Annotated in this window: 16 protein-coding genes; 9 read left to right on the forward strand and 7 right to left on the reverse strand. The window is 65.2% G+C overall.

Annotation, left to right across the window (positions count from 1 at the left end):
• Positions 1–55: 55 nt before the first annotated feature.
• The 5 genes from JN280_RS00360 (at position 56) to JN280_RS00380 (ending at position 6,363) form a co-directional block, all read left to right on the forward strand.
• The gene (locus JN280_RS00360; RefSeq protein ID WP_202309572.1) at positions 56–1,600 is read left to right on the forward strand and encodes an ABC transporter ATP-binding protein; all 1,545 of its coding nucleotides are present in this window, start codon (positions 56–58) and stop codon (positions 1,598–1,600) included.
• Entirely contained in the window at positions 1,597–2,715 is a 1,119-nt protein-coding gene (locus JN280_RS00365; protein ID WP_202309573.1) for an ABC transporter permease, read from the forward strand. Before JN280_RS00360 ends, JN280_RS00365 begins: the two co-directional genes overlap by 4 nt.
• Complete coding sequence (locus tag JN280_RS00370) at positions 2,712–3,659, forward strand: ABC transporter permease (RefSeq protein ID WP_202309574.1); 948 nt, start codon at positions 2,712–2,714, stop codon at positions 3,657–3,659. The genes JN280_RS00365 and JN280_RS00370 overlap by 4 nt, the downstream gene beginning before the upstream one ends.
• Positions 3,656–5,512, forward strand: a complete 1,857-nt coding sequence (locus JN280_RS00375) for an adenine deaminase (RefSeq protein WP_202309575.1) — start codon at positions 3,656–3,658, stop codon at positions 5,510–5,512. The genes JN280_RS00370 and JN280_RS00375 overlap by 4 nt, the downstream gene beginning before the upstream one ends.
• 191 nt (positions 5,513–5,703) lie before the next feature.
• A complete protein-coding gene (locus tag JN280_RS00380; protein ID WP_202309576.1) occupies positions 5,704–6,363 on the forward strand; it encodes a peroxiredoxin in 660 nt (219 codons plus the stop codon).
• A gap of 741 nt (positions 6,364–7,104) precedes the next feature.
• Here the strand turns inward: JN280_RS00380 and JN280_RS00385 are convergent.
• From JN280_RS00385 to ubiE, 7 genes are all read right to left on the reverse strand, one after another.
• A complete protein-coding gene (locus tag JN280_RS00385; RefSeq protein ID WP_202309577.1) occupies positions 7,105–7,626 on the reverse strand; it encodes a GNAT family N-acetyltransferase in 522 nt (173 codons plus the stop codon).
• Between the two features lie 90 nt (positions 7,627–7,716).
• Positions 7,717–8,940, reverse strand: coding sequence for a bifunctional phosphopantothenoylcysteine decarboxylase/phosphopantothenate--cysteine ligase CoaBC (coaBC, locus tag JN280_RS00390; RefSeq protein ID WP_202309578.1), 1,224 nt, complete (start codon positions 8,938–8,940; stop codon positions 7,717–7,719).
• A 9-nt stretch (positions 8,941–8,949) separates the two neighbouring features.
• Complete coding sequence (locus JN280_RS00395) at positions 8,950–9,360, reverse strand: type II toxin-antitoxin system VapC family toxin (protein WP_202309579.1); 411 nt, start codon at positions 9,358–9,360, stop codon at positions 8,950–8,952.
• Positions 9,357–9,602 carry a FitA-like ribbon-helix-helix domain-containing protein gene (locus tag JN280_RS00400; RefSeq protein WP_202309580.1) on the reverse strand — a complete coding sequence of 82 codons (246 nt, stop codon included), beginning with the start codon at positions 9,600–9,602 and terminating at the stop codon, positions 9,357–9,359. Before JN280_RS00400 ends, JN280_RS00395 begins: the two co-directional genes overlap by 4 nt.
• A 22-nt stretch (positions 9,603–9,624) precedes the next feature.
• Positions 9,625–10,020, reverse strand: coding sequence for a FitA-like ribbon-helix-helix domain-containing protein (locus tag JN280_RS39190; RefSeq protein ID WP_244742737.1), 396 nt, complete (start codon positions 10,018–10,020; stop codon positions 9,625–9,627).
• A gap of 69 nt (positions 10,021–10,089) precedes the next feature.
• Entirely contained in the window at positions 10,090–11,664 is a 1,575-nt protein-coding gene (gene ubiB / locus JN280_RS00410) for a 2-polyprenylphenol 6-hydroxylase (protein WP_202309581.1), read from the reverse strand.
• 13 nt (positions 11,665–11,677) lie between these two features.
• Positions 11,678–12,454: a bifunctional demethylmenaquinone methyltransferase/2-methoxy-6-polyprenyl-1,4-benzoquinol methylase UbiE gene (gene ubiE, locus JN280_RS00415; RefSeq protein ID WP_202309582.1), complete on the reverse strand. Its 777-nt coding sequence runs from the start codon at positions 12,452–12,454 to the stop codon at positions 11,678–11,680.
• 110 nt (positions 12,455–12,564) lie between these two features.
• Between ubiE and JN280_RS00420 the strand changes: the two genes are divergently transcribed.
• The 4 genes from JN280_RS00420 to JN280_RS00435 all read left to right on the forward strand — a co-directional run bounded on the left by JN280_RS00420 (position 12,565) and on the right by JN280_RS00435 (position 16,656).
• Positions 12,565–13,545: an adenosine deaminase gene (locus JN280_RS00420; RefSeq protein ID WP_202309583.1), complete on the forward strand. Its 981-nt coding sequence runs from the start codon at positions 12,565–12,567 to the stop codon at positions 13,543–13,545.
• 112 nt (positions 13,546–13,657) lie between these two features.
• A complete protein-coding gene (gene upp, locus JN280_RS00425; RefSeq protein WP_202309584.1) occupies positions 13,658–14,287 on the forward strand; it encodes a uracil phosphoribosyltransferase in 630 nt (209 codons plus the stop codon).
• A 123-nt stretch (positions 14,288–14,410) separates the two neighbouring features.
• Positions 14,411–14,974 (forward strand): TIGR02281 family clan AA aspartic protease, encoded by a 564-nt coding sequence (locus JN280_RS00430; RefSeq protein WP_202309585.1) that lies wholly within the window; start codon positions 14,411–14,413, stop codon positions 14,972–14,974.
• A 251-nt stretch (positions 14,975–15,225) separates the two neighbouring features.
• Positions 15,226–16,656 (forward strand): IS1182 family transposase, encoded by a 1,431-nt coding sequence (locus JN280_RS00435; RefSeq protein WP_202309432.1) that lies wholly within the window; start codon positions 15,226–15,228, stop codon positions 16,654–16,656.
• The last annotated feature ends 87 nt before the right edge of the window (positions 16,657–16,743 follow it).

Here is a 16,743-nt window from a genome sequence, read left to right on the forward strand (position 1 = left end):
ACAGGCATGGCCGGGGTCGCCAATGGCGGCGCCGGCGACTGCACGGACTGACATCATGACACCGCTTCTCGAAGCGATCGGGATCGGCAAGACCTATCCCGGCGGCGTGGTCGCCAATGACGGCGTGAACCTCTCGGTCGCATCGGGCGAAGTGCATGCCGTCGTGGGCGAGAACGGCGCCGGCAAGTCGACGCTGATGAAGATCCTGTTCGGGATCGAGCAGCCCGACCAGGGCGAGTTGCGACTCGACGGCCGGCCCATCCGTTTCTCCAATCCGCGCGAGGCAATCGACGCCGGCATCGGCATGGTTTTCCAGCATTTCTCGCTGGTTCCTTCCTTCTCGGTCTATGAGAACGTCGTGCTCGGCTCCGAGCCGCGAACCGGTATCCGCTTCGACCGCGGCAAGGCGATCGAGGGCGTGCGTGCGCTCTCCGAGCGGTTCCGGCTGCGGGTCGACCCGACGCCGCCGGTCGGTCAGCTTCCGGTAGGACAGCAGCAGCGCGTGGAAATCCTCAAGGCGCTCTACCGCAACGCCCAAGTGCTGATCCTCGACGAGCCGACTGCGGTGCTCGCTCCGCAGGAGGTGACGGAGCTCTTCGCAGCCATACGCGCGCTGGTCGAACAGGGACGCACGGTCATCTTCATCGCGCACAAGCTGCCCGAGGTGCTGGAGATATCGGACCGTATCACCGTGATGCGAGCAGGCAAGGTCGTGGGCTCCGTCACGACATCAGACGTGACCGAGAAGGCCCTCGCCACGATGATGGTCGGCCGCGACGTGGCGCTGCGGGTCGAGCGCAAGCCCCACAGAGGAGAGCGCGCTCTTGCCGTGGAAAGACTTCACCTCGTAGACGAGAAACGCGCAACGGTCTGCGACGACCTGACCCTTCACGTCCGGTCGGGAGAGATCGTCGGGTTGGCGGGCGTTGAAGGCAACGGCCAGGCGCAGCTCCTGGAAGCGATCGCCGGCCTGCGACCCGTCGCGGGCGGCCACATCAGCGTCGACGGCGCCAGCATCGTATCGCTCGACGTGCTGCAACGCCGGGAGCGCGGTGTGGCCAGCATTCCGGAGGACCGCATCGCCGAAGGCCTGGCGACGGGCGCGACAGTCGCGGAAAACCTGGTGGCGACGCGGTTGGACGACCGGCGTTACGTCCGCAACGGCCTGCTCGACCTGAAGGCGATCCGAACCCATGCCGAGCGCATGATCGGGCGCTTCTCGGTGCGGGTCAGCGGCCCGCAGGCGGCGGTCGGCACGCTGTCGGGCGGCAACATGCAGAAGATCGTGGTGGCCCGCGAATTGTCGGAGCAGCCGAAGGTGCTGCTGGTCAGCCAGCCGACGCGCGGCGTCGACCTCGCCTCCACGCAGTTCATCTGGCATTCCCTGACGGAGGCGCGCGATGCCGGCGCGGCTGTGCTGCTCTCCTCGGCGGACCTGTCCGAGCTGCTGGCGCTGTCCGACCGGATCCTGGTGTTCTATCGCGGCCGGGTCGTCGCCGCCTTCATCAATTCCGACGAGGTCACGCCCGAGACGCTCGGTGCATACATGCTCGGCCTCTCCCGGCAATCGCCCGAAGAGATGAAAGCGGCTCTCGCATGACGGCCCCGGCTAGGAAACCGCTTGCGTCGGAGACGCGCTGGAGCACGATCCGCCGCGAGGCCCTGCGGGCGGGCGTGGCCGCGGCCGCCGCCCTGATCGTCGCCTTCCTGATCATCCTCCTGACGTCGAAGGCGCCGCTCGAAGCCTTCCACACGCTGTTGACCGCGCCGATCTCCAAGACCCGCACGATCGGCCTGTGGATCGACGACGTCGCCAAGCTGACCGTCACCGGCCTCGCCTTCAGCCTGGTCTTCCAGGCGCGCCAGTTCTCGATGGGCGTCCAGGGCCAGGTCTATGTCGGCGCGCTGGCGGCCAGCTACATTGCCCTCTCGCCCGTCGGCCAGACCTGGCTGGCGATTCCGCTCGGCGTGTTCTGCGCCATGGTTGCGGGAGCCTTCTACGGTTTCCTGCCCGGGATCGCCAAGGCGAAGCTCGGCGCCAGCGAGATCGTGTCGTCGCTAATGCTGAACTACATCGCAATCGAGCTCACCAATTATCTGGTGCGAACGCAGCTCGTGCCGCCGGGCAGCGGCGTGCTGACCACCAATGCGTTCCCTCCGATCGCGGTGTTTCCTGCGCTGGTATCAAACACGCGCATCGACATCGGCCTGATCTTCGCGATCGTCGCGGTGATCGCCGTATGGTTCGCGCTTTACCGCACGAGTTGGGGCCTGAAGCTCAGGCTCGTCGGGCACAATGCCCGCTTCGCCGAATATGCCGGGATCAGATCCGCCTTCATCATGGTCTCGGCCATGACAGCCGCCGGCGCGCTCGGCGGCCTTCTGGGCGCGATGTTCGTGCAGGGCCGCGCCTTCGGCAAGCTGACGGTGCTGTTCGAGGGTGGCCTCGCCTTCGAGGGCATCCTCATCGCCATCGTCGCCCGCAGCCGGCCGCTCGCCGTCCCCATCGTGGCACTGTTCTACGGCTACCTGCGGCAGGGCGCACAGCTCATGAATATCCGGACCGATGTACCCTCGGAAGTAATCAGCGTCGTCACGGCCATCATCATCCTGCTGGTGGCCTCGTCCTTCACCATCAGGCCGCGCGTGATCCTCGCCTGGATGCGCGGCGACCGGGCGGCGCGACGAGCCGCCTTGGCGGAGGCAGGCAAATGACCGAACTCCTGATGACCGTCTTCTCCGCGACGTTCTTCGTGACCATCGTGCGCACCTCGACGCCGCTGCTCCTGGCCACGCTGGGCGGGCTGGTCGCTGACCTCTCCGGCGCGCTCAACGTGGCGCTGGAAGGCATGATGCTCGTGGGCTGCTTCACCGCCGTCATCGTGTCGGTCTACGCGCCCTGGTACGTCGCCGTGGCTGCGGCTCTCGCTGCCGGCGCGCTGCTCGGCGCTGTGATGGCCTTCTTCCATCTCAGGCTCAAGGCCGACATCATCCTGGTCGGCTTCGCCATCAACATCTTCGCGGCCGGCGGCACCGTCTTCGCGCTCACCCAGGCGACCGGCGGCGACAAGGGCACCTCGATCAATCTCGTCTCCAAGGCGGTTCCGGCGCTCGACCTGTCCTTCCTCGCCGGCGTGCCTGCCGTCGGAGACGTGCTTGTGCGTTTCCTTTCCGGCCACTCACTCCTGTCCTGGCTCGCCGCGCTGCTCGTCTTCGCGCTCTGGTACTTCCTCTACCGCACGCCCTGGGGCTCCTGGCTGCGCGGCGTCGGCGAATATCCGGCCGCGGCCGCGGCGGCCGGTATCCCCGTCAACGCCGTCCGCGCCTGGGGCCTGCTCGCTTCGGGGGCGCTGGCCGGGCTGGGCGGCGCCCAGCTCGCGATGTTCAACTATATCGGCTTCACGCGCGACATGACGGCAGGACGCGGCTTCATCGCGCTCGGCGCCGTACTGCTCGGCGCGCGCCATCCCGTCGGCGCGCTTCTTGCCGCCCTGCTGTTCGGCATGTTCGAAGCGCTCTCGGTGGTCATGCCGGGCCTCTTCAACTGGATGCCGGCCGAGATCATCCGCATGATCCCCTTCATCGTCACCGTGCTCGCCCTGGTGCTCTTCAACTACCGCGCCATGCTCGCGCGCCGCATGATGGCAGGCGCCAGATGAGCCTGCCGGACGATCTCATCCTCGACGCCGCCGACGAGGTGGCGATCCGCCAGAACCTGACGCTGGTGGCGCTCGGCAAACATCCGGCCGACCGCGTGATCGAGGTCGGCCGCCTGCTCGCCGTCCATGCCAATCACTGGCTCCACGACCAGGAGATCGCGATCTCGGGCCGGCGCATCGCCTATGTCGGCCCCATCGGCTCCTATCGCGGCACGGTCCGTGAGCGCATCTGCCATCGCGGCCTTTCGGCGGTGCCGGGATTCGGCGAAGTCCACAAGCATATCGAATCCACCCATCTGACGCCCGAGTTCGAGGCCGCCCTCGTGCTGCCGCGCGGCAACACCTGGACATGCGAGGCGAGCCACGAATTCGCCAATGTGAACGGCGCGAAGAACACCGAGTTCTGGCAAAAGGCACGGCGCGCGGGGTCGCCGCTCAAGGTGTTTGTCCAGCCCGGTTCGGCGGTGCCGCCCAGCGCATGGGAAGAGAGCGGCGGCTGGTACGGCTACGACGAGCAGAAGCGCTTCCTGGCCGGCGACCTCTCGGTGACCGGCCTCGACGAGGTGATGGACTGGCCCTCCGTCTGGGACCCCGCCAATCCCGGCTACCAGCGCATGTGGGGCATGATCCGCGCCACCTTCGAGATGCGCGGCGTCGTCGAGGGCCACGGCTCCGGCCTGACCGACCCGCACGACATCTCGGCTTTCGTCGCGGCCGGGCTCTCCTCCGACCACGAGGTATGGGCACTGGACGAGGCGTGGGACCGGCTGATGCGCGGTATCTTCACCGAGATCAGGCCCTTCTCCTTCGATGCCATCCTTCCCGGTCTGATCGAACGCGGCCTGAGGGACTGGTCGAACGTCGCTTTCACCACCGACGACCGCAGCGCTTCCGAGACGCTGCGCCTCGGCGCAAGCGACCACAATGTGCGCCATGCCGTCGGGCATGGGCTCGCGCCGGAGATCGCCATCCAGTGCGCGACGATCAATCCGGCCCGCCATATGCGTATCGATGCGTGGGTCGGCTCGATCACGCCGGGCCGCTACGCCGACATTGTGCTGTTGGGCGACGTGCCCTCGATCGACATCGCCCATGTCTATGCGGATGGGCAACTGGTTTCCAACGCCAGGACCTATGTCGGCCCGGTGCCTGCGATCGACTGGCCCGACTGGGCGACCAGGACGATGAATGTCGGGCGGCGTCTCGACGCGGAGGATTTCGAGATTGCCGCCGAGCCCGGACGGAAGACCATGCAGGCGGCGGTGCTGAGGCCATTCCACTGGAACGAGGACTTTCTCGTGGAGGAACTGTCCGTGGTCGACGGAGCCGTCCAGCGCGATGCCGGGATCACCAAATGGGCGCTGGTCGACCGCTATCGCGGCGACGGCGCCGTGGCAAAGATGTTCTGGACGGGCTGCGGCCCGGAAGACCCTGATACCGCGCTCGCCTGCTCGGTCGCCCATGACAGCCACAATGTCTGGGTGATCGGCTCATCCGATGCGGCCATGGCTGCGGCGGTCAACCGGCTCCAGGAGATCGACGGCGGCTGGGTGCTGGTGCATCGCGGCGCCGTGGTCGGCGAGGTGCGCTACGAGGTTGCCGGATTGATGACCGCGCGCCCGGCCGAGGCGCTCGATGCCGAGATGCAGGCCTTCTACCGGACGGCAGAGAAGGTGACATGGATGTACAAGCCTTCGGCGCTCAATCTGTGGAAGCCGGGATTCCCCGAATTCCTGATCTTCGCGACGCTGACATGCTCGCCCTGGCGCTGGGTGCTGGTAGCACCCTCGAAGCTGGCGCCTGACGGCTTCGTGAACGTGCAGACGGGCGAAACCCACAAGGTGGTCTGGTAATCCCGTCATATCGCCGGCCGGCACAAATCCCTGCCCGCATCAGTGGTCGTGGGAACGATATTTCGCGATAAACGGGAACCGCGCCAGCACCATCTTATGGCGAGGCGATTTACGCCCGCTTCGTCCTCGAAACCGGCTGGATTTGCGCTATGATGCAGAAAAATTCCGCACGGTCACAAGGGAGAATGGCGATGGGCCTTCGTATCAACGACACTGCACCCGACTTTACCGCCGAGACGACGCACGGCACGATCAACTTCCACGAATGGATCGGGGACGGCTGGGCCGTGCTGTTCTCGCATCCGAAGAACTTCACGCCGGTCTGCACCACCGAACTCGGAACCATGGCCGGGTTGGAGGGCGAGTTCACGAAACGCGGCGCAAAGATCATCGGCATCTCCGTCGATCCGGTCGAGGACCACAACAGATGGAAGGACGATATCCGCAAGGCCACCGGCCAGGCGGTCGACTATCCGCTGATCGGCGACCGCGATCTCAAGGTGGCAAAGCTCTACGATATGCTGCCCGCCGACGCCGGCGACAGCGCCGCCGGCCGCACACCTGCAGACAATGCCACCGTGCGCTCGGTCTATGTGATCGGCCCCGACAAGAAGATCAAGCTGGTGCTCACCTATCCGATGACCACCGGCCGAAACTTCGACGAGATCCTGCGGGCGATCGATTCGATCCAGCTCACGGCCAAGCACCAGGTCGCGACACCTGCCAACTGGAAACAGGGCGAGGACGTGATCATCACCGCGGCGGTATCGAACGAGGACGCGATCAAGCGTTTCGGCGCCTTCGAGACGATCCTGCCGTATCTGAGGAAGACCAAGCAGCCGACGGCCTGAGGCGGCTCCGGGCTGCTGCAGTGCCACCCAGACCGGTCTTGACCGTTGGCGCCGGCCCCTCATCCGCCTGCCGGCACCTTCTCCCCGTCATGGACGGGGAGAAGACGGCCGGCCGCTATGGCAGCCCTCATTCTGCGACGTCGAAGATTGGCGAAACCCTTGAAGACATTGATCTTCTCCCCGTTCACGGGCTAGGGCATATACACATCTCTCGAGCCCAACCGTTACCTGGTCTCGTCCTTTGCCCGTTTTGGTCGACCGCCGCGCTCCCTGGAGCACCCCTCATCCGACCCAGCCTGTATTTCGGCGTCACCCTTGAGCCCAGCACGATCGTAGCGGCCGAAATACAGTCTGGGCCACCTTCTCCCACAAGGGGAGAAGGGAGAGCTTGGCTTCGACGGTTCCGCAAATCGCCGACGTTGAAGGTTGGCGGCAACGCCTCTGCAATCCTGCCTTCTCCCCTTGTGGGAGAAGGTGGCCCAGACAGTATTTCGGCTCCGGCAGTGATGACGGGCTCGACAGTCGAGCCGAAATACTGGCTGGGTCGGATGAGGGGTGCTCCAGGGAGCGCGGTGGTCGACGAGGCGTTGCAGCAGGCCGTGTCCCTTGCAGAAGAGATGTGTATATGCCCTAGCGTTCACGGGGAGAAGGTGCCGGCAGGCGGATGAGGGGCAGGCACCAACGGTCAAGGTACCGGCGCCACGGCTTTGGGGGTGAAAATTCCTAGCGTTCCAACAGTCCCTACCGCTCCAGCAGGATGATCGGCCCGCCGTGGAACTCCGTCCGGGCAAATTCGCGAAAGCCGAGCTTCTGCGCCACGCGCAATGAGGCGGTGTTTTCGGGATCGATCATGCAGGTGACGCGCTTGTCGGGGAAATTCTCCACGCCCCAGGCCAGCGCGGCGCCGACGGCTTCGGTCGCGAATCCCTTGCCGTGCGCCGCCGGACGAAGGGCCCATCCGGCTTCGAGCGTGCCTTCGAGGCTCGGCTGGAGATCGCGCTGCAATTCGTGAAAGCCGACTTCGCCGAGCAGTTCCCCGCTCGACTTCTCCTCGACCGCCCAGAAGCCGAAGCCCATGACCTGCCACATTCCGGCGGCCCTCAGGAAGCGGACCCAGGCCTGATCCCGCGGAAACGGCGTTCCGCCGATGAAGCGGGTGACATCGGGGTCGCTCCACATCAGGGCATGGGCGTCGAAATCGCCGGGCCGGTGCCCGCGCAGGACGAGCCGCTCCGTGTCCAGGGTCGGAATGATGGTGGGCATGGATGGGCTCTTGGGTCTGGTGTTGCCTGAAACAAGTCCAGCAAAAGTTCGCAGTAGCTCTGCGTCCGGAATTGCGAGAAATCAATTGGGTCAGGCGCCGACCAGCCTCTCGGCGATCAGGGCGGCGAGGCGTGTCGCCACCTCCTGCTTGGTCATGTCGGGCCACTCCTCGACGCCTGATTTCGAGACGATCTTGACCCGGTTGCGGTCGCCGCCCATCACACCGGCGCCGTCTTCTCCGTGCGAGACGTCGTTGGCGACGATGACATCAGCCCCCTTCTTCTTCAGCTTCGCTTCGGCGTTGCGGAGCACATCCTGCGTTTCCGCCGCGAAACCGACAACGAGACCGGGCCGTCGGGCGTGATGGCCGATGCCGGCCAGGATGTCGGGATTCTCGACCATTTTGAGCATAGGCGGCCCCTCGCCCGCGACCTTCTTGATCTTCTCGCCCGACGACGTCTCGGTGCGCCAGTCGGCGACCGCTGCGACGAACACCGCCGCATCGGCGGGAAGCAGGGCCTCGACCGCGTCGCGCATCTGCCTAGCGCTCTCGACATGCTGTGTCGTCACGCCGGCTGGATCGGCCAGCGTCACAGGCCCGGAGACCAGCCGGACATCGGCGCCAAGCGCGGCGAGCGCGGCGGCAATGGCATGGCCCTGCTTGCCGGACGAGCGGTTGGCGATATAGCGCACCGGATCGATCGGTTCGTGGGTCGGACCCGAGGTCACGATGATCTTCTTGCCGGCCAAGGGCTTTTCCGGCACCGGCCCGAAGATCACCTCGACGGCGGCCACGATCTCCAGCGGCTCGGCCATACGGCCTTCGCCCGCCTCCTTCGCCTCGGCCATCTCGCCCTTGTTGGGCCCGACGAAAGCGACGCCATCCTTCTCCAGCGTCGCACGGTTGCGGCGGGTGGCCGGATGCGACCACATGCGCGGATTCATCGCCGGCGCCATCAAGACCTGCTTGTCGGTCGCCAGCAGAACCGCCGAGGCGAGGTCGTCGGCGAGGCCGTTGGCGAGCTTGCCCATCAGGTCGGCGGTCGCGGGGGCGACGACCAGCAGATCAGCCTCGCGCGACAGCCTGATGTGGCCGACGTCCTGCTCGTCCTGCCGGTCGAACAGATCGGTGAAGACATGGTCGGCCGACAGTGCGCCGGCGGCAAGTGGGGTCACGAATTGCTGGGCCGCCGCCGTCATCACGCAGCGCACCGACGCCCCGCGCTCGCGCAGGCGCCGGATCAGGTCCAGGCTCTTATAGGCCGCGATGCCGCCACCGATAATGAGGAGAATGCGTTTGCCCGAAAGGGTCATGGTCCCATCTCATGCGGGCTTCAATGCCGGCTCGACATCAGCGTGAATGAAATCGTTGCCCTTGAAAAGTAGCGGCAACCGTCGGGTCTTGGCGAGAGCATAAGCGAAACAGTCCCCCATATTCAGGTCGGCCGGATGGCCCGTGCCACGCCCGAAGCGAAAATAGGCAGCCTTGGCGACAGCCAACTGATCGAGGTCGAAGGGGACGATATCAGGTGAAAGGCTCTCGATGAGAACGTCCAGGCGCCTGCGCCCTTCGTCCAGTCGCCTTCGGGAGACAACGCAAGCCGCTTCAAGCAACGTTGCAGTGCTGAGAAACAAGGCGTCGGCTTGATGAAAGGCCTGCTTGTAGAGCATTACGTCTGGCTCGTCGTTGAGCACCGCGATCAAGGCTGACGTATCGACGGCGAAGGTGATCACAACAGGCCTTCGTCCCACATCTCATCCGTGAGTTTTTTGAGATCGAAGGGCTGTGGGGGCTTGACGCCCAAACGCGTCATTTCCTCGATCGTCGGCTTTCGCCTCCGTTTGCCGTCGTCAGTGACGCTTCTTGCCAAGGTATCCCGGACTTCCTGCTCCATCGAAACGCCGCGAGCGGCAGCGCGCTCGCGCAGCTTCTGCGTCACGACATCGTCAAGATTGCGGATGGTCAAACTGCCCATGGCTCGCCTCTTTCCAACAACATCAGCCGGCATCCGATCCCGATATGGCCGGCTCTGTGACCGCCCGGCTGCGTGGCGGGATATCGAGCTCGACTGTGCCATATTTCGCCTTGAGGCGATTGACGGAGTCCATGAAGCTCTCGCTCCTGACAGCAGCAGGATCATGCTCGGTCGGAGCATCGCGCGACGGAAGCGAGCGCTCGGGAATCTCCAGGTCGAAGCCGCCATGCGGTTCAACGAGTTCGCGGATGGCGTCGTACAGATTGCCATGCTTTCGTCCCGGCCGCTCCTCCTCGGACGCCACGCGGCGCAAGATCATACGCACCTCTTCCGCGAGCGAGTTTCCATGACGCGCGGCGCGCAACCGCAAGATCTGCCTGGTGTCGTTTTCAAGGTTGCGGATCGTGAGCGAGGCCATCGCAAGCGCCCTCTGCAATGGATCGATTGCAATGTATGCACTGATTGCAATGCAGTCAAAGCTGCTTTGTCAGGACACCTGCCAGGCGATGTAGACCAGCGTCAGCGCCATCACCCACAGGGCGATGCGGCCGGAGCGCGTGTGGCGCGCCTCCGCCTTGCCGATGGCCTTGGCCGTCGCCTCATCGAAACGCAAGCCGTTTTCCGCCATGGCATCGATCTCGCGCGCCAGGCGATCGGTGCGGGCGGCGAGTTCCGGCGCCTGGCGGGCGAGCGACAGGAGCGCGCCGACGCCCTCGCGCGCATCGCTCAGCATGCCGCGCGGCCCCAGATTCTCTGCGATCCAGCGGCCGACCACCGGCTCCGACGTCTTCCACATGTTGAAGGCCGGGTCGAGCGTGCGCGCCACCCCTTCCACGACCACCATGGTCTTCTGGAGGAGAATCAGCTCGGGCCGCGTCTCCATGTCGAACAGTTCCGTCACTTCGAACAGCAGCGTCAGCAGCTTGGCCATGGAGATGGTCTCGGCCGGCTGTCCGTGGATCGGCTCGCCGATGGCGCGAATCGCCTGGGCGAACGCCGCCGCATCATGCTTGGGCGGCACGTAGCCGGCCTCGAAATGCACGTCCGCCACACGCCGGTAGTCGCGCGTGATGAAGCCGTAGAGGATCTCCGCGAGGAAGCGACGCTCCTTCTTGCCGAGCCGTCCGGAAATGCCGAGATCGACAGCGACGATCGTCCCCTCGGCATCGACGAACATGTTGCCGGGATGCATGTCGGCATGAAAGAAGCCGTCGCGAAGCGTGTGTCGCAGGAAGGACTGGACGAGATGCGCCGCCAGCGCCTTCATGTCGTGGCCGGATGCGCGCAGCCCCTCGAGATCGTTCAGCTTGATGCCGTCGATCCATTCCAGAGTGAGCACGTCGCGCCCGGTGCGTTCCCAATCGACAGCAGGCACGCGGAAGCCGGGATCGTCCTTCGTGTTCTCCGCGAGCTCGGACAAAGCGGCGGCCTCGAGCCTCATATCCATTTCGAGCTTGGTCGTCTGGGCGAGTGTCTCGGTGACCTGCACCGGCCGCAGCCGGCGGGTGGACGGGATGTATTTCTCCTGGAGGCGGGCCGCCAGGAAATAGGCTTCGAGATCCTTGAAGAAGCGACGGCGCACGCCCGGCCGGATGACCTTGACCGCGACCTTGGTGATGACGCCGTCGCGCTCGACCTCCGCCTCGTGCACCTGAGCAATCGAGGCTGCCGCGGAAGGCTCCGCCAGGCTCACGTAGAGCTCGCGGGCAGGCCGGCCGAGCGAGCCTTCGATCGTCACGATCGCCTGCTCCTTGGGGAAGGTCTCCATGCGGTCCTGCAGCAGCACCAGATCCGCCGCGATGTCGGCGCCCACCACGTCGGGGCGCGTCGCCAGGAACTGGCCGAGCTTGACATAGGAGGGTCCGAGCCGCTCGACCGCTTCCGACAGCCGCTCTGAGCGTTGCTTGCCCTTCGCGCGGCGTCGGGTGAACAGCCGCGCGACGCGCCACGCGAATTTCGGCGCGCCGACGAGCTGATCGCCGGGAAGCGCGGCGACCACGCCTTCGCGAACCATGATCCAGCCGGCCCGGGCCAGCCGGAAATAGGCGCCTGCGGTGCTCATCCGATCCGGCCCGTCAAAGCTTCCAGCCGGAATGCAGCGCTGCGATGCCGCCCGAATAGTTGCGGAAGGTGACGCGATCGAAGCCGGCGCGCCGGATCATCGCCGCGAAATTCTCCTGGTTCGGAAACTTGCGGATCGATTCGACGAGATACGCATAGGGCTCGCCATCACCGGCGACGAGACGACCGATGCGGGGGATCGCGTTGAAGGACCAGGCCTCGTAGGCCTTGTCCAGCAGCGGCATGTCGACCTCGGAGAATTCGAGGCAGAGGAAGCGGCCGCCCGGCTTCAGCACACGCCAGGCTTCGGCCAGCGCCGTCTCGATGCGCGGCACGTTGCGGATACCGAAGGCGATCGTATAGGCGTCGAAAGTGTCGTCGGCGAAAGGCAGTTCTTCCGCATTGGCCTCGACGAAATCGATATTCGCCTCCAGGCGGCGCCGCGCGGCGCGCTCGCGGCCGACCTCCAGCATCGAGCCATTGATATCGAGCACGGTCGCATGGGCAAGGCCGTGCGAGGCATCGACGATGCGGAAGGCGATGTCGCCGGTGCCGCCGGCAACGTCGAGCACCTTCCAGCCCTGCCGTTTCGGCGGATTCAGCCAGGCGACCATGGCGTCCTTCCACAGCCTGTGCATGCCGGCCGACATCAGGTCATTCATGAGGTCGTAGCGGTTGGCGACGCGGTGGAACACCTCGTTCACCAACGGCTGCTTCTCGCCGGTGGCGACATCCCTGAATCCGTAGGATGTTTCCATGCCGCCCGTGGCGGTCGTCCTCTGTTCTGACATTTTTGTGTTCCAGGCAGTTTCGGCCGGACCATAGCCGATCGGGCTATCGGGCGCTATTGTTTAAGACGCGGCGAACGACCGCGCTCAGGGACTGCATCAAGGGGACACGCATGCCATTGAAAGCGGAGCTCCACTGCCACATCGAAGGTGCGGCAGCGCCCGATCTCGTGATTGCGCAGGCCCGCAAATACAACGCCGACACCACGCCCTTCATCCACGAAGGGTCCTTCGTCTGGCACGACTTCACCTCCTTCCTGGCGGCCTACGATTTCGCAGCCGACCTCTTCCGGACCGAGGAGGACTACGCTCGCCTTGCGGAGCACTATCTCACCAGCCTCGCCCGCGACGGCGCGATCTATTCCGAGGTCTTCACCTCGCCCGACCATGCGATCAAGGCCGGGCTGTCGCCCGCTGCCTACACCGGCGCGCTCGGGGAGGGCATGGAGCGCGCCAAGGCCAAGACCGGCATCGAGGGCCGCATGATCGTCACCGGCGTGCGCCATGTCGGCGTCGAATCGATCGAGGCCGCGGCGCGCTTCGCCGCCAAGTGCGGCCATCCGCTGGTGACGGGTTTCGGCGTGGCCGGCGACGAGCGCCAGGGCGACATGGAGGATTACGTCCGTGCCTTCGAGATCGCCCGCGAAGCCGGCCTCGGCATCACCATCCACGCCGGCGAATTCGGCGGCTGGGAAAGCGTCGCCCTGGCGCTCGACCACATAAGGCCGTCCCGCATCGGGCACGGGGTGCGGGCGATCGAGAACCCCGATCTCGTCAAGCGCATCGCCGACGAAGGCGTGGTGCTCGAATGCTGTCCGGTTTCCAACATCGAGTTGAGGGTATTCGACAGTTTCGGCAGCCATCCCTTCGTGAAGCTCAGGGAGGCGGGATGCAAGGTGACGCTCAATTCCGACGATCCGCCCTATTTCTGGACGACGCTCAAGCGCGAATACGATGTGGCGCGCGAGCATTTCGGACTGGACGACAAGGCGCTGACGGCGATAACGCGCACCGCGATCGAGGCGGCTTTCGTCGACAAGAAGACCAAGGCGGCGCTGCTCGCCAGGCTCGCCGAGCCGGCACGCATGCGTTGAGATGCGGCGGAAGGGGCACCGACAAAACTGTGGTTCGCGGAACTCCGGCGTTCCTTGGCCGGCCACGAGCCGGTAGTATCCGGTTCAAACCACATTTGCGGGAGAAGAACCTATGAAAGGCGTCACCGTCGTCGACCACCCGCTTGTCCAGCACAAGCTGACGATCATGCGGAACAAGGAAACGTCGACGGCCGGCTTCCGGCGGCTGCTGCGCGAGATCTCGCTGTTGCTCGGCTATGAGGTGACGCGCGATCTCGAACTGACGACCACGACGATCGAGACGCCGCTGCAGACGATGGAAGCGCCGACGCTGGAAGGCAAGAAGCTGGTCTTCGCTTCGGTGCTGCGGGCCGGTAACGGGCTGCTCGAAGGGCTTCTCGATCTCGTCCCTGCCGCGCGCGTCGCCCATATCGGCCTCTATCGCGACCACGACACGCTGGAGGCTGTCGAATATTTCTTCAAGGCGCCGAGCGACCTGGGCGACCGGCTGGTGATCGTGGTCGATCCGATGCTGGCAACCGCCAATTCGGCCATCGCCGCAATCGACAAGTTGAAGGGCCGGGGCGCGACCAACCTGCGTTATCTGTGCCTGCTTGCAGCTCCCGAAGGCATCGAGCGGTTCACCAAGGCCCATCCCGATGTGCCCGTCTTCACGGCGGCGATCGACGATCGCCTCAACGAGAAGGGTTATATTGTGCCCGGTCTCGGTGATGCCGGCGACCGCATGTACGGGACGAAGTAGCCTCTTCATCGAATATTAACGCCGCTGCGGATTTTCCGGCCCGGCGGGCTTGGCCGTGAGCGGTCATTAAGAGGCCGCATACCGGATAGCGCCTAGCGTCCTCCCGACAATCGGGGCAGGACCATGCTGCGCAAATTCATCATCGTCGGGCTCTCGGCCGGTGTCTCGGCTGCAATCCCCACGATCTATCAAACCAACCCGGAACGCTTCGACGCGATGCTGGGCCAGGTGCTGCGCCGCCAGGAGCCCGATCGCTTGCAGGTCTCCGCGATTCCGGCCGAAGCGACCAGGAAAGCGCCGACGGCGGCCCTGTTCGGCAAGAAGGTGCGCCTCGATGCCGACGAGCGCGGCCACTTCATCGCCGACTTCAGGCTCAACGGCCGTCCGTTGCCGGCGCTCGTCGATACCGGCGCGACGATGGTCGCCATCAACGCCTCGACGGCGCGGCGCATCGGCGTCACGCTTCGCCAGGAGGATTTCAAATACAGGGTCGAAACGGCCAACGGCATGGCCAAGGCCGCGTCGGCCAACATCGACCGGCTGCAGATCGGCCGCATCTATGTCGAGGACGTCCAGGCCGTCGTGCTGGAAGACAAGGCGCTCGACGGAACGCTGATCGGCATGAGCTTCCTGAAACGCCTCGCCGGCTTCGAAGTGAAGGACGGCGCGCTGGTGATGGTGCAGTAAGGCCTTCCAGGCACGTGGACATGTAGGCAAGTTCGCCTCCCCCGCGAAATGTCGCGGCGCTACATTATCCCTCATCCGACCTCGCTGCGCGAGGCCACCTTCTCCCACCAGGCCGTGTGAAAACTCGGGCATTGGTTTTTTGGATGTGTCGAGGAGCATCTTGGGCTTCCCAAATCAACCTGGATCGGATTCAAATTGTTGATCCAAAGCAGTGATTTGCCGGATTTTTGGCAGTTTGAGACGAGGCCGAAATGGCGCATATGACAGGCCAGTCGCGGGAGCAAACGAGCTTGTTCCCGGAAACCTTGGACGAGGCGGTCGGTGCCGATCATCCGGTGCGGGTCATCGATGCCTTCGTCGACAGCCTCGATCTGGCGCAGCTCGGTTTCTCCAAGGTTGTTCCCGAGGCCACGGGCCGGCCACCCTACGATCCGGGCGATTTGTTGAAGCTTTATGTGTACGGCTACCAGAACCAGGTGCGGTCGAGCCGCCGGCTTGCGGCGGAAGCGCGGCGCAACATTGAAGTGATGTGGCTCACCCATCGCGCGGCGCCGGCCTTCAAGACGATTGCGGATTTCCGCAAGGATCATCCGGAAGCGATCGTTGGGGTGTGCCGGGCCTTCGTGCGCTTCTGCCGGGAGCAGGCGCTGGTCGGCGGCACGTTGCTTGCGATCGACGGGACCAAGATCGATGCGGTGGCGAGCCGCAAGCAGGTGGTGACGGCCAAGGAACTGGAGAAGGCGACGGCGGCCGTGGACCGCAAGATTGCCGCCTATCTTGCGCAGATGGACGAAGCCGACCGGGACGAGCGCGCGGCGCAGACGGATGGCGTGGACGTTGCGGCGGCGGTGGCGGCCTTGCGGGCGCGCCGCGAGCAGATCCAGCAGCAGGCCGAGGCTTTGACCGGACGCGGGTTGAGCCAGTGGGTTCGCACCGAGCCCGAGGCCAAGCTGATGCGCACGGCTCGGCACGGCCATCAGGTGGCCTACAACGCGCAGACCGTGGTCGACGCAAAACACAAGCTGGTGGTTGCCTTCGACCTGACCAATGACGGCAACGACCAGTGCCAGCTCCACCCGATGGCGGTGGCCGGCCGCGAAGCCGTGGACGGTGACAAGGTAGCGGTGGTGGCCGATGCCGGCTATTCGAACGGCGAGCACGGCCAGCGCTGCGAGGACGACGGCATCACCGCCATCGTGCCGCGGGCCGAAACCGTCAACCCGGAAGGCAAAGAGTACTTCACCCGCGACCAGTTCAGCTACGACGCCGAGAGCGACAGCTGGCGCTGCCCGGCCGGCGAAACGCTCACCCACCGGGAGACCTCGTGGACGGAACAGAAGAAGAAGTACGGGACCAAGGCCTGTGCGGACTGTGCCTTGAAGCCGAAGTGCACGCAGGCCGCCAAGCGCACCATCATCCGCCACTTCCATGAAGATGCGCGCGAGGCGATGCACCGGCGCGCCATCAGCGACCCCGAGTGGATGGCGCAGCGGCGCATGCTGGTCGAACACCCTTACGGCACCATCAAATGGATGATGGGCCATCCCCGGTTCCTGGTCCGCGGGCTGAAAAAGGCCAGGTCCGAGTTGGCGCTCAGCGTCCTGGGCTACAATCTGAAGCGGGTGGTGAACATTCTGGGTGTGCCGGCGCTGCTCCAGACCCTGCTGTCCTCGCAAGCATAGGGGGGCATGAACTCGTGCCGCAGCTTCCAAACCACTCACCAAGCTATGCCTCCGTCCAGTTCTCACACGGCCTGCCACAAGGGGAGA

The sequence above is a fragment of the Mesorhizobium sp. L-8-10 genome (genome assembly GCF_016756635.1).
Taxonomy (GTDB): domain Bacteria; phylum Pseudomonadota; class Alphaproteobacteria; order Rhizobiales; family Rhizobiaceae.